General features: G+C 42.9%; 20 protein-coding genes and 2 pseudogenes. 9 read left to right on the top strand and 13 right to left on the bottom strand.

Annotation, left to right across the window (positions count from 1 at the left end):
* Window positions 1-32 precede the first annotated feature (32 nt).
* Window positions 33-215, bottom strand: coding sequence for a hypothetical protein (locus tag IQ274_RS38030; protein ID WP_416209837.1), 183 nt, complete (start codon window positions 213-215; stop codon window positions 33-35).
* A gap of 33 nt (window positions 216-248) precedes the next feature.
* Here IQ274_RS38030 and IQ274_RS38025 point away from each other — a divergent pair, with 33 nt between their 5' ends.
* The 4 genes from IQ274_RS38025 to IQ274_RS13240 all read left to right on the top strand — a co-directional run bounded on the left by IQ274_RS38025 (window position 249) and on the right by IQ274_RS13240 (window position 5,326).
* Window positions 249-356 (top strand): hypothetical protein, encoded by a 108-nt coding sequence (locus IQ274_RS38025; protein ID WP_369009475.1) that lies wholly within the window; start codon window positions 249-251, stop codon window positions 354-356.
* 55 nt (window positions 357-411) lie between these two features.
* Complete coding sequence (locus tag IQ274_RS13250; protein WP_194142526.1) at window positions 412-1,896, top strand: CIA30 family protein; 1,485 nt, start codon at window positions 412-414, stop codon at window positions 1,894-1,896.
* A gap of 720 nt (window positions 1,897-2,616) precedes the next feature.
* Window positions 2,617-3,642 (top strand): S66 peptidase family protein, encoded by a 1,026-nt coding sequence (locus IQ274_RS13245; protein ID WP_163926782.1) that lies wholly within the window; start codon window positions 2,617-2,619, stop codon window positions 3,640-3,642.
* 64 nt (window positions 3,643-3,706) lie between these two features.
* Window positions 3,707-5,326 (top strand): NAD(P)/FAD-dependent oxidoreductase, encoded by a 1,620-nt coding sequence (locus IQ274_RS13240; RefSeq protein WP_194142525.1) that lies wholly within the window; start codon window positions 3,707-3,709, stop codon window positions 5,324-5,326.
* A 78-nt stretch (window positions 5,327-5,404) separates the two neighbouring features.
* Here IQ274_RS13240 and IQ274_RS13235 read toward each other — a convergent pair whose 3' ends face one another.
* The 4 genes from IQ274_RS13235 to hemW form a co-directional block, all read right to left on the bottom strand.
* Window positions 5,405-5,671, bottom strand: coding sequence for a hypothetical protein (locus IQ274_RS13235; RefSeq protein ID WP_114080135.1), 267 nt, complete (start codon window positions 5,669-5,671; stop codon window positions 5,405-5,407).
* A gap of 292 nt (window positions 5,672-5,963) precedes the next feature.
* Complete coding sequence (locus IQ274_RS13230; RefSeq protein ID WP_163926780.1) at window positions 5,964-7,085, bottom strand: THUMP domain-containing class I SAM-dependent RNA methyltransferase; 1,122 nt, start codon at window positions 7,083-7,085, stop codon at window positions 5,964-5,966.
* A 94-nt stretch (window positions 7,086-7,179) separates the two neighbouring features.
* Window positions 7,180-8,067 (bottom strand): UTP--glucose-1-phosphate uridylyltransferase, encoded by an 888-nt coding sequence (locus IQ274_RS13225; protein WP_194142524.1) that lies wholly within the window; start codon window positions 8,065-8,067, stop codon window positions 7,180-7,182.
* Between the two features lie 131 nt (window positions 8,068-8,198).
* The gene (gene hemW / locus IQ274_RS13220) at window positions 8,199-9,380 is read right to left on the bottom strand and encodes a radical SAM family heme chaperone HemW (protein WP_194142523.1); all 1,182 of its coding nucleotides are present in this window, start codon (window positions 9,378-9,380) and stop codon (window positions 8,199-8,201) included.
* Between the two features lie 251 nt (window positions 9,381-9,631).
* Here hemW and IQ274_RS13215 point away from each other — a divergent pair, with 251 nt between their 5' ends.
* Window positions 9,632-10,708, top strand: a complete 1,077-nt coding sequence (locus IQ274_RS13215) for a PIN/TRAM domain-containing protein (RefSeq protein WP_163926777.1) — start codon at window positions 9,632-9,634, stop codon at window positions 10,706-10,708.
* 207 nt (window positions 10,709-10,915) lie between these two features.
* On the opposite strand, the gene IQ274_RS13210 is transcribed toward IQ274_RS13215, so the two are convergent.
* The 8 genes and pseudogenes from IQ274_RS13210 to IQ274_RS13175 form a co-directional block, all read right to left on the bottom strand.
* Window positions 10,916-11,140 carry a hypothetical protein gene (locus tag IQ274_RS13210; RefSeq protein ID WP_194142533.1) on the bottom strand — a complete coding sequence of 75 codons (225 nt, stop codon included), beginning with the start codon at window positions 11,138-11,140 and terminating at the stop codon, window positions 10,916-10,918.
* A 217-nt stretch (window positions 11,141-11,357) separates the two neighbouring features.
* Window positions 11,358-11,642 (bottom strand): annotated as a pseudogene (locus IQ274_RS36515) (flagellar assembly protein H); the annotation flags it as partial.
* Window positions 11,643-11,714: 72 nt separating this feature from the next.
* The gene (locus IQ274_RS13200) at window positions 11,715-12,101 is read right to left on the bottom strand and encodes a VOC family protein (RefSeq protein WP_194142521.1); all 387 of its coding nucleotides are present in this window, start codon (window positions 12,099-12,101) and stop codon (window positions 11,715-11,717) included.
* A gap of 24 nt (window positions 12,102-12,125) precedes the next feature.
* A pseudogene (locus tag IQ274_RS13195) lies at window positions 12,126-12,353 on the bottom strand (hypothetical protein); the annotation flags it as partial.
* A 1-nt stretch (window position 12,354) separates the two neighbouring features.
* Window positions 12,355-12,750: a type II toxin-antitoxin system VapC family toxin gene (locus IQ274_RS13190; RefSeq protein WP_228058170.1), complete on the bottom strand. Its 396-nt coding sequence runs from the start codon at window positions 12,748-12,750 to the stop codon at window positions 12,355-12,357.
* The gene (locus IQ274_RS13185; RefSeq protein WP_194142519.1) at window positions 12,747-12,947 is read right to left on the bottom strand and encodes a hypothetical protein; all 201 of its coding nucleotides are present in this window, start codon (window positions 12,945-12,947) and stop codon (window positions 12,747-12,749) included. Before IQ274_RS13185 ends, IQ274_RS13190 begins: the two co-directional genes overlap by 4 nt.
* Window positions 12,948-13,091: 144 nt before the next feature.
* Window positions 13,092-14,372 (bottom strand): vWA domain-containing protein, encoded by a 1,281-nt coding sequence (locus tag IQ274_RS13180; protein WP_194142518.1) that lies wholly within the window; start codon window positions 14,370-14,372, stop codon window positions 13,092-13,094.
* Window positions 14,369-15,625, bottom strand: coding sequence for a vWA domain-containing protein (locus IQ274_RS13175; RefSeq protein ID WP_194142517.1), 1,257 nt, complete (start codon window positions 15,623-15,625; stop codon window positions 14,369-14,371). Before IQ274_RS13175 ends, IQ274_RS13180 begins: the two co-directional genes overlap by 4 nt.
* A 238-nt stretch (window positions 15,626-15,863) precedes the next feature.
* Here IQ274_RS13175 and IQ274_RS13170 point away from each other — a divergent pair, with 238 nt between their 5' ends.
* From IQ274_RS13170 to IQ274_RS13155, 4 genes are all read left to right on the top strand, one after another.
* Window positions 15,864-16,526 (top strand): ATP-dependent Clp protease proteolytic subunit, encoded by a 663-nt coding sequence (locus IQ274_RS13170; protein WP_163926770.1) that lies wholly within the window; start codon window positions 15,864-15,866, stop codon window positions 16,524-16,526.
* A 120-nt stretch (window positions 16,527-16,646) separates the two neighbouring features.
* Window positions 16,647-17,258 (top strand): ATP-dependent Clp protease proteolytic subunit, encoded by a 612-nt coding sequence (locus tag IQ274_RS13165; protein ID WP_012407740.1) that lies wholly within the window; start codon window positions 16,647-16,649, stop codon window positions 17,256-17,258.
* 227 nt (window positions 17,259-17,485) lie between these two features.
* The gene (locus IQ274_RS13160) at window positions 17,486-18,106 is read left to right on the top strand and encodes a J domain-containing protein (RefSeq protein ID WP_194142516.1); all 621 of its coding nucleotides are present in this window, start codon (window positions 17,486-17,488) and stop codon (window positions 18,104-18,106) included.
* 199 nt (window positions 18,107-18,305) lie between these two features.
* Complete coding sequence (locus tag IQ274_RS13155; RefSeq protein ID WP_194142532.1) at window positions 18,306-18,713, top strand: hypothetical protein; 408 nt, start codon at window positions 18,306-18,308, stop codon at window positions 18,711-18,713.
* Window positions 18,714-18,803: the final 90 nt, after the last annotated feature.

The following is an 18,803-nucleotide window of genomic DNA, read 5'->3' as shown; positions in this document are numbered from 1 at the left end:
CGCTTTAACCTTTCACCAGACCAAAAGAGAGATTATTGGGTTTTACCGAAAAGTATTGCGAGTTGAGTGAGATACTGTCCCAAAATCCACAAAGGAGATTCATCAAGTGAGATGGTCAGTTTGGGAATTCCCTTAACGTAAGATGCATTGCGCTTGGAGAATTCCGCCAAAATCTGAATCATCGCCTCGTCGCCTTTAATCTCAACCTCAACCATTAGATCGATCAATATGGCTCTCAGTCCCAGTCGATGACACATAAAACCAATATTAATTCTTTTGCCATCAGCCCAGATGGGCAGAACCTGCTTAGTACTTGCGGTTTGGACAAAACTATTAAAAGTGTGGGACTGGCTTAAAGACAACATAACTAGCTCATTGGGCTAGACTGAAGAAAGTTATGAGGACGCAAATATGACTGACAAAAATCGTTCTCAATGGGACTTAGGCAGGTTTCTCGAAACCCTGACTTACTTTGAGGTAATTCCTTTCCTTAACTGGCTACAGCAGTTAATCCAAGGCCATCCAAAGGATAATCAAGATAGACCCAATGGAGGGAGAAACGTGGGTGTAATACTTGTAGCGGGTGCAACAGGTGGTGTAGGTAAACGAGTGGTGCAGCGATCGCTCCAACAGGGTTATAAAGTTCGCGCCCTAGTTCGAGACATTGACAAAGCACGGTCGATTCTAGGTAATGATATAGACTTAGTAGTTGCAGATATCACAAAACCAGAAACTTTAACTCCTTTAGTTATGGCTGATATCCAAGCTGTAGTTTGCTGCACAGCAGTGCGCGTGCAACCAGTTGAGGGAGACACAGCCGATAGAGCCAAATATTATCAAGGTGTGAAATTTTACCAGCCAGAAATTGTTGGCGACACCCCAGAAAATGTAGAATATCAAGGTGTCAAAAACTTAGTCCAAGCGGCTGCAAAATATTTACCCCAAGCAAACGAAAAACCGATATTTGATTTCACCAAGCCATCAGCAGAATTAAAAGATAACTGGGGGGCGTTGGATGATGTTGTCATGGGTGGCGTGAGTGCCAGTAATATTCAATTAGTAGAAAATACAGCTTTATTTGCAGGTAATGTCTCCACCGCTAACTCTGGTGGATTTGCATCTGTTAGAACTAAGAATTTTGATCCCCCCTTCAACTTATCCGGTTATGAAGGTGTGAAATTGCACGTCAAAGGTGATGGACAACGTTATAAAATCTTCCTACGAACAGATACAAAATGGGATGGCATTGGCTACAGCTATTCTTTTGACACAGTAGCTAATACTTGGATAGATGTTCACATACCCTTTGCAGATTTGATTCCCGTCTTTCGGGCAAAAGTTGTCAAAGATGCGCCGCCTATTGAGCAGACTAGAATTTGTTCATTCCAATTAATGTTGAGCAAATTTGAATATGATGGGGCTTTGAATCCCAAATTTTCCCCTGGTGGTTTTACTTTTCAATTGGAATCAATTAAGGCTTACGGCGGTACAACTTTACCACAATTTGTCCTAGTCAGTTCAGCAGGCGTAACTCGTCCCGGTCGCCCTGGCATTAATTTAGATGAAGAACCGCCAGCAGTGAAATTAAATGACCAATTAGGAGGAATTCTAACTTGGAAGTTGAAGGGAGAAGATAGTTTAAGAGAAAGCGGAATTCCTTATACGATTATTAGACCTTGTGCTTTAACTGAGGAACCAGGGGGTAAGGAATTAATATTCGAGCAAGGCGATAATATTAAGGGCAAAATCAGCCGTGAAGATGTGGCAGAACTTTGTGTGCAAGCGCTAAAAATAGCACCAGCTTGTAATATCACCTTTGAGGTAAAACAGACAGACAATACTGTTAACTCTATCGATTGGCAGAGGCTATTTTCTAACTTAGTAAAGGATAAATAAGTGAATTGACTACAGACTTATACTCCAATACGCTTGGGTTAAGAGAAATAGTAGCGACTGTCTTAAAAGTCAAGCGATCGCTAACAAAAAATAGCGACTGGGAAGATTGACGCAATAGGGGAACTCTGCGCTAGATTCAGCGGTGCCTGGTATGGGCAAAAAGACTTGTGCCTCTTGGTTAAGATGCAATACTTTTCGGTTAAACCCAATAATCTTTCTTTTGGTCTGGGGAAAGGTTAAAGGGCAATGGGGAAAGGAAAATTCAAACCCTTTCCCTTTCCCCCTTAACCGAAAAGTATTGGGTTAAGATGGTCGCATCGCCGCTGAACCTTCCCCAGTTGCTGGATTTCGCTTGTAGGCAAAAAGAGAACTTTCAGTGTTTAAAGTTTTGACCCCGGCGACTGTTCGAGTTCTGTAATGGAGATTTTTGTAGTGCCACATACTACAAAGCGGTCTATTATGACCTAGGTTGGGACGGTCTACTACTCTTTCTAAGATACAAGGTTGGGTTTCGTTCCTCAAATGCCACTTGCTACCCCTATGGGAACGCTAAGAGCGTAGCTTGCTTCCCCGTAGGGGTACAAGTCGGGAAACCGCAACCCAAACCTACGCAGTTTAAGATTTTTGGCACTAACTGAACTCTATTGTGCTATGACTACTCTTTACAAAACTGGGTACTGGGTATTACGAAAACAGTCTCTAGTCCCCAACTAAATGGTTATGAATATCAAACGTCGGGAATTTATTACAACCTGTGGACTAGCTACCTTAGCCACCCAGATACCAGCATTTACTGCTGAAGGTAAGCCATCTCCAAACATCATCCGCAAGCCGTCACGCCTACAAGTGGGAGATACTGTAGGATTAATCGCCCCTGCGGGTATTGTTGACGCTAAAGATATCGAAGCAGCACAGCAATCACTTTCCCAATTAGGGTTAAAAGTCAAGTTGGGGAAGCATATTTTAGACCGTTACGGCTATTTAGCGGGTAAAGATATCGATCGCGCCCAGGATGTAAACTTGATGTTTAGCGATCGCACCATCAAAGCAATTATCCCTATGCGTGGAGGTTGGGGCTGTAATCGCATTTTACCCCTACTCAACTATTCACTAATCCGCTCCTATCCGAAAATTATCATTGGTTACAGCGATATTACAACGCTGTTGTTGGCAATTAACGCCCGTAGTAAAATGATTACTTTTCATGGGCCAGTTGCCACATCTACCTGGAATCAATTTACAGTCGATTACTTCAAACGCATCCTTTTTAATGGTGAAGCAGTGACTATGGAAAATCTCAAGCCTAGCGAAGTGCGGGTGGAGACAATAGCACCAGGAAAGGCGAGAGGTAAACTCATCGGTGGAAACTTATCAGTGCTATCAGCGATGATAGGTTCACCTTATCTACCTTCTTGGAACAAAAGCATCCTATTTGTGGAAGAAGTTGGCGAGGATGTTTACCGGATAGATAGAATGCTGACGCAGTTAAAAACTGCTGGGATACTTAATCAAATTGCTGGCTTTATCTTTGGGCAATGCACTAAATGTAGTCTTGGGGATGAACCATCATTTACATTAATGCAAGTATTGCAACAACACCTACTTCCTTTAGGTATTCCTGCTTGGTACGGTTCAATGATTGGTCATATTAAAGATAAATTTACCTTGCCAATCGGTGTGGAAGTGGAAATAGATGCTGAACTTGGGATAATACGAATGTTAGAGTCGGCTGTCAGTCTGGTTTAAGCATCAGCTGTACCACACTGACTTTGATTAAAATTTTGATAGATAGTATGAATTTCTCCTCGCTATGTTACGACTAACAGAAGTAAAGCTCCCGCTTGATCATCCTGAAGATGAGATCAAGTCTGCCATCCTCAAAAAGCTGCAAATCACGGACGAAGAATTGATCAGCTATTCCATCTTCAAGCGTAGCTATGATGCCCGTAAGAAAGGAGAGATCGCTCTTGTTTATATTCTGGATGTAGAAACAACTCAAGAAACTCATCTACTCAAGCGCCTGAAAAAAAATCCTCATGTAATGGTTACGCCAGACATGAGTTATCGCCCAGTGGCAAAAGCACCGAGCAATTTGGCGATTCGCCCCATTGTGATTGGTACTGGGCCTTGTGGATTATTTGCAGGTTTGATGCTGGCACAAATGGGTTTCCGTCCCATCATTTTAGAACGTGGCAAAAAAGTTCGCGATCGCACTGCTGATACCTTTGGCTTTTGGAAGAAAAAATCAGACTTTAACCCCGAATCTAATGCCCAGTTTGGCGAAGGTGGAGCGGGTACATTTTCCGATGGCAAACTCTACAGTCAAGTTAAAGATCCTCAGCATTATGGGCGTAAAGTATTAACCGAACTCGTCAACGCCGGAGCCTCACCAGAAATTCTCTATATCAACAAACCACATATCGGCACCTTCAAACTGGTGGGAATCGTCCAAAGTATGCGTGCCAAAATCGAATCCCTCGGCGGCGAAATTCGCTTTGAAAGTCGGGTGGAAGATATCAACATCGAAAATGGACAAGTGCGGGGAGTCACCCTTGCCAGTGGGGAATATATCGCCAGCGATTATGTAGTTCTGGCAGTGGGGCACAGCGCCCGCGATACCTTCCAAATGCTATACGATCGCGGAGTTTACATCGAGCCTAAACCTTTTTCCATTGGCTTTCGGGTGGAACATCCCCAGTCTCTCATCGACCAATGTCGTTTCGGCCCTCAAGCTGGTCATAAGATTTTAGGTGCTGCCGATTATAAACTGGTTCACCACTGTCAAAATGGTCGTTCCGTTTATAGTTTTTGTATGTGTCCAGGAGGCTTGGTGGTTGCAGCTGCATCAGAACCGGGGCGACTTGTCACCAACGGGATGAGCCAATACTCTCGCAATGAGCGTAATGCCAACAGTGCGATCGTTGTGGGCATCACCCCCGAAGATTATCCGGGGAATGCTTTGGCGGGAATTGACTTTCAACGACGTTTAGAAGAACAGGCTTTTAAATTGGGTGGTGGAACTTATGAAGCTCCGGGGCAGTTGGTAGGTGACTTTCTCAACAATCGTCCCTCTACAGCATTCGGCACGGTCAAACCGTCTTATACACCTGGAGTACATTTAGGTGATTTGAGCCAGAGTTTACCAGATTATGCGATCGCCGCCATCCGCGAAGCACTTCCTGCTTTTGACAAACAAATTAAAGGATTTGCAATGGATGATGCCGTATTGACTGGTGTGGAAACCCGCACTTCATCACCGATTCGGATTAAACGCAAAGAAGATTATCAGAGTTTAAATACAGTCGGTCTTTATCCGGCTGGGGAGGGAGCGGGATACGCAGGGGGAATTCTCTCGGCTGGTATCGATGGGATTAAGGTGGCAGAGGCGGTGGCTTTAAGTATTTTGAGGAATTGCGATCGCAAGTCTTGAGGCGGCAGCCTTCAGATTAGGCATTCCCAGGCTTCGACTGAGAACGAAATCATACTGGATGCGATCGCAATGGGAAATTTAGCCGAACGTTAAAGCTGGTTCTTCACAGAAGTTAAATAGAGCTGACTCACTTTCTGATTCATCTTCAAAGACAGCAGAGATATACCATTCACAGGGCGAATCATTTGTATATTCAGCCCAAGCAATTGTTACTGTTTCACCCGATGGAATCCCTGAATCACTCAAGGTAAATGAAGCCCAATCTTCATCATCGACAGATACCCACAACTCTGTAATTGCCTGTTCGGTGTCATTGGTAACGGTAAACGTGAATTGATCTGACATAAATAGCCCCTTAGCTATAAATAAATTGCAGGTTGTCAGTCACCGATTATACTGCCACCTTTTTGTAAACGTTTCATCATAACTGCCAGAATATCCACTAATAAATGGTTTCAAGCTTTTCTTGGCTAAATTTAAATTTGTTAAAGAGTATTAAAAATATCACCGATGAGTCTATGGAGATAGTTAAGGCAAAAGATGCGATGAATCGCCGTCTCTACAAAAGACCGATTATTGTAGAGACGGCGATTTATCACGTCTTTGGATCTAACAGAAGTAGTTGAGAGCGATCGCCTTAATACAACTCATATTTCATTAACTGACAAGGCAACGCTCCGTTATACACCGCAATTCGCTTGGATGATTTCAGCCCAATGGATTGAGACAGTTCCTTGTTGCCACTCAACACAAACGCAGTCCAGCCTTTGAAGCGTTGTTTCAGCACATCGCCCAAAAGTTTGTAAAATGCCCCTAAATCAATATCTCGCCCCAACCGTTCGCCATAAGGTGGATTGCAGAATAAAATCCCACTGTCTGCGGGGGCGACAACATCGGCAAGCTCCATTTGAGAAAACCATACATGATTATCAACGCCACAGTTTTGGGCATTGTTAATCGCTTGCTCAATTATATTTTCATCGCGATCGCTTCCCCAAATCGGTGCGGGAAGGATATCCAGTTGGCTGTCCTTAGCTTCTTGGAGCAGCTTTTCTAAAAGGGACAGATCAAAATCGAGCCAATTTTCAAATCCAAAGGACTCACGAAACAGCCCTGGTGCTATGTTCAGTGCTTTTAAGCTAGCTTCCAAGGGTAAAGTGCCAGATCCACAGAGAGGATCGTAGAACATTTGGTTTGGCTGCCAGCCCGAAAGTTGAATGAGGGCAGCAGCCAGAGATTCCTTAAGAGGTGCTGCTCCAACCGCAGGGCGATAGCCTCGGCGGTGTAGACTATTTCCAGAACTATCGAGTTTGACGGTACAAAAGTCGCGCTCAATGTGAACATTAATCCGCACATCTGGTTGATGAAGTTCTACATTTGAACGCTCACCCAGCTTTTCCTGCTGCTGATCGACGATCGCATTTTTGACCTGTAGAGATGTGAAGTGGCTGTGGTTGAGGTGCTGGTTTTTGCCCGTGACATTCACAGCTAGCGTCATGTCTGGCGTTAAATAGTTTACCCAATCGATAGTCTGGATACCACGATAGAGATCATCGGCATTTTGGCAAGGAAACTCATCGATATCCACCAAGATTCGGAACGGTAGCCTAGCCCAGAGGTTGACGCGATAAAGCAAAGTGCGATCGCCCTCAAAGGCTACACCGCAAAATCCTGGCTCCACAGAATGGGCACCCAGTTGCTCTAACTCCTGAGCCGCCAGGGTTTCTAATCCGCGAGCAACTGTTGCAAAATAATTCATAATTCGTAATTCGTAATTAAAGGCTACTGAGACGCTCAGATCCCCGACTTCTTGAAGAAGTCGGGGATCTTTTTGTTTTGAAACTCAGATTAATTTAGAAATTTCTAAAATCAATCATTGTCTGACGATAAGCATCTGGTAAACCTGTATCAAAACAGTTACCTTTAACAATATATCCTGTCATTCCCTCTTCCTGACGCAATCTTTCCAGACAGGATGTTAACTGAAATTCGCCTCGTTCTTGAAAATTTTGCTTGATGTGTTCTGCTAGAAAGTCAAAAATTTTCGGTGTAAGTAAATACAATCCAAATATACCTAAAAACTCATTTTCTGACATTCCCTCTACATACAGATGCTGTTGTGCATACTCAATGGTTGGTTTTTCATAGAGTTGTGTAACTGATAAAATCGAGTTTAACTCTTGCCAAACTCCTGTAACACAACCAGCTTTATGAATAATTTCTGCTGGCATTTTAGTTAAACCAACAACGCTTTGATTAACTTGTTCGTAAGTATCTAAAACTTGACTAGCACAAGATTTTTCAATATCAGATGTATAAATGTGGTCGCCCAACATTAACATAAATGGCTCATCTTTTACCCAATCTTTAGCACAAAATACCGCATGACCATAGCCTAATTGTTCTTCTTGCAATAAAAACGTAATTTTGCTACCTAAATCTTCGAGATATCGGCTATATTCTTTATTTTGCGGTGAAAGTTTATCTAAAAGTTCTTTTTTAGGTGGGTTTTTCAATAAATCTTCAAATACTTCTTGATCGTCTGGCTGTACCACGATCCCGACTTCTGTAATTCCAGCACTAATTGCTTCTTCAATAATTGCGAGAATGACAGGTTTTGCCCTCCCATCTCGATCAATAATCGGGAAAAGCTCTTTTTTCACAACCTTAGTTGCTGGAAACAACCGAGTCCCAAAACCAGCTACCGGAATTACAGCTTTTCTAACTTGATTTTTCTGCATAAACCTCCCCTCCCCTCTTCTCTCTGCGAACTCAGCGCGGCAGTCGCTCATGGGGAAACCCCCTTGGCGCTAGCCTCGGCGCTAGCCTCTCCCTTTGGGAGAAGATCGCGCTGCCTTGCCTCTGCGGTTCGTCATCCCAACTTCTCAAACAACTGTGCCAACACCACATTAGAAAACAAAAACCCTTGGGGATCAATCAAACGCAACCTTCCCTCTGTAACTTCCACCCAACCTTTATCAAAATACCCTTGCAAACACCTGCAAACTTCCTCCACCTTCTCTTCGCCAAACGCCTCCGCCAACGCCGCCAAACTCAAACCCTCCGCCAAACGCAACCCCAACATTAACGTTTCTAACAATACTTCCTTTGGAGGGGTAACATCACAATCAATTACACCGCCAGCTTGTACCCACTGATAATACTCCCTAGTCTTACGCGGACGAGTGAAGCGTTTCCCCTCAACATAACTCGCTGCACCCATACCAAAGCCGTAATAAGGGCGGTTTTCCCAATAAACTCGATTATGCTGACACTGATGCTTAGGTTGGGCATAATTAGAAATTTCATAATGCTCATAACCTGCACCAGTCAAAACCTGCTGCGCCATCTGGTACATTTTGACTGTGGCTTCATCCGTAGGCAAAGGAGGATCACCAGGTTTGTAGTAACGACCAAAGGCTGTACCTGGTTCGATGGTAAGATCGTATATGGAAATGTGAGTGGGTAAAAGTTCTACCGCTTTAGTTAGAGAATCCTGCCATTGATCCAAAGACTGATGCGGCAACCCAGAAATTAAGTCTAAGCTAAATTCGGGAATCTCGACTTGGTGGATTAACTCCACAGCTGCGAAAATATCTTCAACTGAGTGCGATCGCCCCGCCCTTTGCAATAATTCTTTTTGAAAGGCTTGTACACCCAAACTTACCCGGTTCACACCTGCACTGCGATAGCCTGCTATATGTGCTAAATCAAAGGTACCTGGGTCAATTTCCATAGAAATCTCTGCCCCAGATGCAATACCAAAATGCTTCTCCAATTCTCCCACTATCCGTTGTAGCTGTTCTGTTGATAGCAGCGAAGGAGTACCACCACCGAAGAAAATTGTCTTTAGGGGTTGGTCAAAGGCTGGTGTAATGGCAATTTCTTGACATAGTACCTCAACATATTGGGAGATAGTACCAGATGTTTCGCCCCGCAAGCGATCGCCCACAACAGACACCGGGAAATCACAATAAAAGCATCGCCGTCTGCAAAAGGGTATATGCACATAAGCAGAACTCGCAATTCCAGAAACACTAAATTTTTGACTCATTTTGAGAAAAGTTTTAAGTTAAGCCAACTGCGAATTAGAGACAATGAAAATAAGCAGTTTATTTACAAATTTTTGTCGTTTTACAAAGAAACAATGAAAAATATTAAGATAAAAGCCTTTAGTTATAATAATTGCAGATATTGTCAGCCTAAACCCTTAGTCTAAGTCAATATTGATCAGTTTATCTTACCGATGAAATAAAAAATACTTAAGTTTCTCGGTGAACACAGTTGCAGGAAAACAACATAACCATGCTTGACGCAATTATCATTTTCTCATTTATCCTGGCAGCTTCGGGAATAGGGTTCTACAGCATTGAACTACTACCCAATGGCACTCTCGATCAGGTAACGAATCTAGAAGCTTTACGCTTAGTTGTTGCCGTCTTTGCCGCTATTATTGGTGGTGCGATCGGGTTGAGTTTCCAGACGACATATCGCCGTCTAGAATCACAAGTCAAAGAAATGCCTCTGGAAGTGATCTTAACTCGTGCCATTGGCTTAGTAATCGGCTTATTGCTAGCTAACCTCATGTTAGCCCCACTATTCTTACTACCCATCCCCGCGGATTTTGGATTTATTAAGCCACTTGTGGCAGTTGTCGGTAGTATTATCCTCTCCGTCACTGGCATGAATTTGGCAGACACCCACGGGCGAGGTTTATTGCGGTTCATTAATCCCAACACCGTCGAATCGATGGTTGTGGAAGGAACGCTAAAACCAGCTAATACGAAAGTTTTAGACACCAGTTGCATTATCGATGGTCGCATTGAAGCGTTATTAGAAACGGGGTTTCTGGAAGGACAAATTCTCGTACCGCAATTTGTCTTGCAAGAACTCCAACAAGTAGCGGATGCTAGCAAAGACCAAAAACGGGTGCGGGGAAGGAGAGGACTAGAAATTCTCAACCGCATTAAGGAAGAATATCCCGATCGCATTTTGATTAATGCAGTTGACTACGAAGATATTCCCACAGTCGATGCCAAGTTGGTGCGCTTTGCCCAAGAAATTAGCGGCACACTGCTAACCAACGACTACAACTTGTCTAAAGTCGCCAGCGTTCAAAAAGTACCTGTTTTGAATGTGAATGATTTAGTGAATGCTGTCCGTCCCAGTTATTTACCTGGCGATAACCTTGATTTGAAAATTCTCAAGGAAGGCAAAGAACCCAGTCAAGGTATTGGCTATCTAGATGACGGCACAATGGTAGTCGTTGAAGAAGGCAGCAATTATGTGGGTGGTGAACTGCGAGTAGTAGTTACTAGTGCTTTGCAAACCACCGCAGGAAGAATGATTTTTGCCAAACCCCAAGCATCAGCATTGGCGTGAGGAAATGTCCGGTGCAATTAAATATAAATTGTGCAATCGGTGCAGTCAACCTGCACCGATTATTTATTTTTAATTATCAGATTTGCTTACCTGCAAATACTGTAACTGCTCAATTGATAACCCTGTCAATCTTGCTATCTGTTCTAATGACATACCAGTATTAAAAAGATTACTTGCCACTTCAAGTAAAGCTTCGGCTTTCCCTTCTTATAAAATATCTTGATAAATCACTGACTCGCGCATAATGTCTGACCTCAAAACTCGTCTAATAACCTCTTTATCTAATACTAAAATAGCCGTGGAAGCAGCAATATTACTTTGAGTTTTGGATTCTGTAATACTGTTAATTTCACGCGCCACTTCATTTAGTATAACTTCTGGCTCAATAGTATTACTCAACACTGCCAAAGATAAAAATCCAGGTGTTCTCAAAATACTTCGGTTGGTTGTTCCCAAAGTCTGATAACTGCAAATTCATGGCGTGTTCCAGCAATTGTAAATGTATTTTGTTGCACCAAATCCGAATTTGTCTGCTTCATACCAATTCTGTATAAAGATGCGCCAAATTATATAAGGAACGAACCGCAAAGGGCGCAAAGGACACAAAGGAAGAAAGAAAATTTGGCGCAGCCTCACAAAGAAATGGTATCAGGTAAATTACAACTTGATGCATTGATTTGTTGGGAAAACGGCGATACACTCGCAATCGATAGTCAATCATCCGAAAAGGAATTTCAGCATCGAACTGGGTTTGAAATTTCAAATGTAAGATGTTTTGCTCGAACTTTAGCAAAATTAAAGCATCAGCACGAATGGGTTCTGGAGATAATTATTTTGGGCTTAGTTCAGTTAAAGTAATCGGTTCTCCTAATAACCAAGCAGCGAAGTCGCTAGAGAAAATTTCAGCTAAGAATTTACAGATATTATCAAACATTTGAGAATTTTACCAAACAGATGGCTCATTTGCTATTTATCTAAAATTCTTTAATCAAAAAATTTATATTTTCTAATTTTCATAAATTTCTAACGGTAAATTATCTGGATCTTTAAAAAAAGTGAATTTCTTACCTGTGATTTCGTCAATTCTGATATTCTCTGTTCCTACACCTTGGGAGTTTAAGTAAAAAACAGTTTCCTCAATATTATCAACTTTAAAAGCAAGATGTCTTAACCCACAAGCCTCTGGTTTACTAGATCGTTCTGGAGGATTTGGGAAAGAGAATAGTTCGATTTGAGTATTTTCTGCAACTTTTAAATCTAATTTATAAGAATTTCTTTCAGTGCGAAAAGTCTCTTGAATAATCGAAAAGCCTAAAACTTCTACATAAAAATTTTTTGAGCGATCATAGTCAGAACAAATAATCGCTACATGATGAATGCCAGTGGTTTTCATAAAAGTTAGGAATTATTTAGAGGGCTATTCCTGTAAAACAGTCTTTGATACAATCCTAGTTTTCTTGAGGTCTGCTTCGGAAAGTTCTTCTCCAGCTTGCAAGCGAGTGGCGGAACTTTGTAACACTGTCGCCGCCCCTTTATCTCCGATTTGTAAAGCGGTTTTAGCTGCTGTTTGCAACATCGTGGCTGCACCAGTGCGATCGCCTTGTTGCAATTTCGCCTCAGCTAACTGGGTTTGGCAATACTTTGCTTTACTTGAGGTCAGGAATTACCTGAATCAGTCCAGTCTGGAAAGCTTTGTCGTAGGAGATGACAAGTAAGCTTTCGAGTTCAGCTTGAGCCATGATCATACGATCAAAGGGATCTCGGTGGGCGATCGGTAGGCTTCCTGCTCTGAGCGCATGGGCTGTGGTGATAGCAAGTTCGATAAATTTAGCCTGATGCAATATCTGTGAATATTGCTCAACAAGTTGTTTGGCTTCTGGTAGTTTACCCATATGGTATTTGGTGGCAATTTCCCAAGCAGAAGCACTGCTGACAATAATCCGATGATCTGGGTTGCGAATGATGTCTCGGCAGTCAGTGTGGAGTTTTGGATCGTCAAAGAGCCACCACAGCAGGATATGGGTGTCGATGAGATAGCTCATTCCCATTGCTGAAGTTCATCTTCTGGCAGTGGTTCAAAGAAAGCATCACCAAGTTGTCCTTTCAATAAACCAGGGGTGCGGAGTTGTGTATGTTCTTGACTTAAACCTAGCCGAAAGTAGTGAATTAAGTCATAAAGTTCTACTAGTTTGTCTTCAGGGATGTCTTGCAATTCTTGGACAATCTTCTGGATCAGCATAAGTCAAACTCTTTGGTGGTTGTTAATCAATAAGTTAGGAATATGCGACTACTTTGTTCCTCAATTGAGGAATAAAATATTTTTTCTCGCTTTGCGCTTTGACGCGAAACTTTTATACCGTTAATCAGCAACGCTGGATTTTTACTATTCTTGTAAAACAGTCTTTGATGCAATCCTAGTTTTCTTGAGGTCTGCTTCCGAAAGTTCTTCACCAGCTTGCAGGCGAGTGGCGGAACTTTGCAACACTGTTGCTGCACCTTTATCTCCAATTTGCAAAGCGGTTTTAGCTGCTGTTTGTAGCATCGTGGCTGCACCAGTGCGATCGCCTTGTAGCAATTTCGCCTCAGCTAACTGGGTTTGGCGATACTTCGCTAATGCCAAAATAGACTGCTGTACCTGGGGATTAGAATCTGGTTGATATGCCCGCACCACATCTGCATACACTGGCACCAGGGGCGAAAGTAAGCCTTCTTGGTTAACTAACGGATCATCATAACGGATTTGCAGATGCCCGATCGCTTGTTTTCCCTCTGGTAATTGTCCCAGATAAATATTCGCCAAAACTACCCGTTCTACATCCTGCATCAAATCTCCCAAACGTACAGCAAAGCTACCATCAGCTTCTCGTTCCACTGGTAACTCGATTGTGTCAGGGGCAACTTGGGCAATGGGCTTCAATTCTGCTAATCGGACATTTGGCACTAAAGATAACAGCAAGTAGGCATTTGTTAGCCCAATTGACTGAATCCGGCCAAATAGTCGGCTAAATTGCTCCACAGCTTGTTCAGGATGTTCAATATGAGCTAGAGTACCACCACCGACATCGGCAATTTTTTCTAGCAAATCTTGATTCCAGCTATTGCCAAATCCGAAAGTGTTGATAGTTAGGTTCAGTTTGGCAGCTTTTTGTGCCAATTTGAGACAGCGCTTATTGTCATCTCGCCCAATATCCCACTTCCAAATCCGCAAACTGCTTTCACCATGCCCATCCGTCAGCAGAAACGCCTGGGAAACAGCGCCTCTTGTGCCCTTCATCAGTTCTGTAATTCCCAGTTCCAAACCCTCAGCGATCGCAGTGCCGCCGCTAGCGCTGAGTTTGCTTTTGATTTGAGATTTGATGCTTTCGGGGTCTTCGATCGCTTGGTTGGGGATAATGACTTCCGCAGAACCGGAAAAAGCCACAACTGAAATGCGATCGCCAATTTTCAACCGATCTATTAATCCTTCCACTGCCTGAATCACCGTTTTGATCGGTTGTCCATGCATAGAACCACTTCTATCCAGAATCAGGCAGAGGTTAAGGGGCAGATTTTGGTCAAACTCACCAGCGATAGCCGAAATCGTCATTGCTAGTTGACGTTGGCTACTTGTTTGAGCCACATCAACATTATTGTCATTTAACGCCGAGAGCAATTTAACTTTCATTGAGGAGGGGTATCTTGCAAAACTGTTTTGGAGACAATTCTGGTTTTCTTGCGATCGCTTTCAGATAAATCTCCACCAGATTGTAGCTGTGTGGCAGAAGTTTGCAACACCGTTGCTGCCCCAGTATCTCCCATTTGCAGTGCAGTTTTAGCAGCCGTTTGTAGCATTGTCGCTGCACCACTGCGATCGCCCTGTTGCAATTTCGTTTCGGCTAGCTGGGTTTGGCGATATTTAGCTAATGCCAAAATAGACTGTTGCACTTGGGGATTCGGATCTGCTTGGTAGTTTTTCACTACATGGGCATAAACTGCGATATTTGGTGTAACTAAACCTACCTTGTTGGCGGCTGGATCGTCGTAGCGGACTTGCACATTAGCGATCGCTTGTTCACCTGCTGGCAATTGTCCCAAATAAATATTAGCTAAGATTATCCGTTCTGCATCTTTCATTAAATCTCCCAACCGCACAGCGAAGCGTCCATCAGCTTCTTGTTGCAGTGGTAACTCAATTGTGTCTGGGGAAACTTGAGCTATGGGTTTAAGTTCCGCTAACCGGACATGGGGCATCAGAGACAATAACAGATAAGCATTAGTCAATCCCACTGTTTGAATGCGGCTAAACAGGCGATTAAACTCATCCACTGCCTCTTCCGGCTTTTGAATGTAAGATAAAGTCCCTAAACCAGCATCAGCAATTTTTTCTAAAACATCTTGGTTCCAGTTGTCACCAAAGCCCAGAGTGTTCAAAGTCAAACTATAGCTAGCAGCTAATTGGGCAAATTTCAAACAGCGATTATTATCACCATGTTCATTTTCCCCATCGGTTAATAAGAAGGCTTGGGAAACAGTATCTTTCTTTCCCTTCGCCAACTCCTCAATCCCTAAGCGCAATCCTTCATCAATGGCAGTTCCACCATCGGCGGCTAGGCGGTTAATTTGATTTTTGATTTTTTCTGGATCTTCGACACTTTGGCTAGGTACTAAGACTTTGGCACGATGATCGAAAACTACAACACTGAGGCGATCGCCAGGATTAAGTCTATCTACCAGACGATTCGCTGCTTTTTTCACCGTTTCTAGCGATCGCCCATTCATAGAACCACTGTGATCCAGAATTAAACATAAATTTAAGGGCACATGGCGGTCTTGAGTCTCTGCGATCGCCGAAATCGAAATTCCCAACTGACGTTGACTATTCGGCTGATTCGCGTCCAAATTACCATCATTCAAGGCAGGCTGCAAGCTAACCTTCATAACTTAAAGTCCCTATTCAGGATATACATATTAATAAATAACTTCAAAGCACCACTTTAGCTCTACGGAAAACCTATCCAACACAAATACATGAATATAATCAGAATATCTTAGAAGCCAAACATTGGCAGATGCAAAGCCACCTTCAGCATTAGGGAGAAATCCGCACCTTGAGGGAAGCGTGCATCGCGCTAGGATGTATTACAGTTAACGGCATAGTTTCAGGCGATCAGTTGCTATGGACATTTCCCCAATCAAAGCTGTTCAAGCCCCATATTACGGCGATAGCTCTTACCGGACACCACCGCCAGATTTACCTTCCCTCTTATTGAAGGAGCGAATTGTCTATATTGGGATGCCACTGGTGCCTGCTGTCACGGAATTAATCGTGGCTGAGTTGCTGTTTTTGCAATCCGATGACCCAGAAAAGCCCATTAAAATCTATATCAACTCCACCGGTACATCTGGTTACAGTGGCGAACCCATTGGCTTTGAAACCGAAGCCTTCGCCATCTATGACACCATGAGATATATCAAGCCTCCTATCCATACCATCTGCGTCGGTTCCGCGATGGGTATGTCAGCCATGCTTCTCAGTGCTGGGACAAAAGGTTGCCGCGCTAGTTTGCCTCACTCTTCGATTATCCTGCATCAGCCTAAGAGCTACGCCCAAGGTCAAGCAACGGATATTCAAATTCGGGCAAGGGAAGTATTGGTAAATAAAGGGGCATTAGTTGATATCTTACATCAGACCACTGGGCAGGCCCGAGAAAAAATTACTAAAGACATGGATAGGTTGTTATATCTGACACCTTACGAAGCGAAGGAATACGGTCTAATTGACCGAGTTTTTGAGAAAGAAGAACTCGCAAATCCCCCCCTCCCAGCCAGTGTCCTTTAATTTGTCTTTTGTCATTCGTCCTTTGTTAATAACCAAAAATTATTAATGACCAATGACCAATGACTAATGACTAATGACTAATGACTAATGACTAATGACTAATTAAAAACGGAGTAAATTATGCCTATAGGCGTTCCTAAAGTCCCTTACCGGATGCCCGGAGGACAATATACAGATTGGATTAGCATCTACGATCGCCTTTACCGGGAACGGATTATATTCTTGGGACGAGATATTGATGATGAAATTGCCAATCAAATAATTGCTGTAATGCTGTATCTGGACTCAGACGATCCAGGTAAAGATATTTATTTATACATCAATTCCCCAGGTGGAATGGTTACATCTGGCATGGCTATTTTTGACACCATGCAACATATAAAATCAGATGTAGTGACTATTTGCGTTGGTTTAGCTGCTTCAATGGGGTCTTTCCTGTTGGCTGCTGGCACCAAAGGTAAACGCCTAGCATTGCCTCATTCACGGATTATGATTCACCAACCTTCAGGTGGAACCCGTGGACAAGCAACCGACATCGAAATTGAAGCTAGAGAGATTCTGCGGATTCGTCACCAGCTTAATGGCATTTATGCCGATAAAACCGGTCAGACCATAGCAAAAATTGAAAAAGATATGGATCGTGACTTTTTCATGTCTGCTGAAGAGGCTAAAGAATACGGTTTAATTGACCGTGTGATTGAAGAACGAACCTCTATAGTAGCAGGCGAGTAAGGGAAGCAGGGGGCAGGGAGAAGGGGGAGCAGGGGAGGCAGGGGAAGAAGAACTATTTATTGATTCTTGAGCCATTCCCCATTCCCCATTCCCCATTCCCAAAACAAACTGTCAACATTGAACTTTAAAATAGAAAATTAGCCTTTATCATTAATAGTCCAGGCTTAAAGCTGAATACTGACAGATAATAGCCGATAGCTAAATAATTCGATAGCTCATAGCTCAAGATGGATCTTGGAGATTGCTACCGTTTGCTAGGTTTAAGATCGGGAGCTTCTTTTGCTGATATCAAAGCGTCTTATCGACGATTGGCGCAGCAATATCATCCCGATATCAACCCAGATGACAACAAAGCCAAAGATAAGTTTATTGCCTTGACAGAGGCTTACAAACTCCTGCTGACGGTAGTACTGCCAGAGGAAACTGCTGCACATTCAACTCAGGTGTCAACTGGGCGTGATGCTGCTAAGACAACGCAGCGCCAGAAAACACCAGTCACAACAGTGGTAAACCAGCAACCAGGGAAACCAAAGCCGCCTAATCTGTTGGAAATAGAAGAACGGCTGAAGTGGAAGACTTATGAACAATTGCAGCGATTTTTGCAAGAGAAACGATTTCCGCAAGCGATCGCACTGGTGGAAGCTTTAGCAGATCGTTTGTCAACAGATGCAGAAGTTCGCCAATGGCAAGCGATCGCTTATCAAATTTGGGGACGGGCGCTAATTTCTGAAAACCAATTGCTCAAAGCCAGAATTTATCTCAAAAAAGCTTTGAAAACAGACCCCCATAATAAAAGTCTCTGGTATGAAGTGCAACGCGATTTCCAACGCTTAGAACAAATTTTTTAAAGATTTACAAAATTTATTGAAAATCAAAATCTAGTTACCAAATTCTAACAACAGGGGCAATTCATAAATTGCCCTTATCTGTAATTAAAATTTTTCGGCTATTGTTTGCATAATTCCTAAATTACTCGACGCGGAAAAAGCAGCAACCCGTCCGGTTAAACTGATAAGGAAGAAAATAGCAGATTAGGCAGTGAATAACATAGTGCGGTTAGTTTTGACAGCAATATTGCTGATGCTAGTTACAGCTTGTGGCAGTATTGGATTGCTACCGACTAGCGAGTTAGTGCAAAAAGCGATCGCACTTGGGCTAGAGCAAACTCAACAAAAACTTAGCCAACAGTTGGATCTAGATTTTCAAGGATTTGAAATCAAGCGGCTATCAATTACCCAAGAACAACCCCTAACGATTGAAAATTTACCAGCTTTCCACGTTCGGGGAACCTACGACTTGATTCTCAAGCTACCAAAACGGCGCTTGACGCAACCACAACAACCCTTTGATGTTTACTTGCAAATTCAGCAAGAAGGTAAAACTTGGCGATCGCTAATTCCAGAAAAGGGTAGTAAAAATACTCAACCAATTTGGCGTAGTTATCTCATCCAATAGCGATCGGCAAAGGATTGAATGCCTCACTCTTTTCCTAAATTACAGGTTAAATTTTGTGTATCCTGTACCGTCATCTTCTGCAAGAATTAT

The organism is Nostoc sp. LEGE 12447, from assembly GCF_015206985.1.
Taxonomy (GTDB): Bacteria; Cyanobacteriota; Cyanobacteriia; order Cyanobacteriales; family Nostocaceae; genus Nostoc.
The sequence above is the reverse complement of the archived record's forward strand: the minus strand, read 5'-3'. Positions and strand labels throughout refer to the sequence as shown.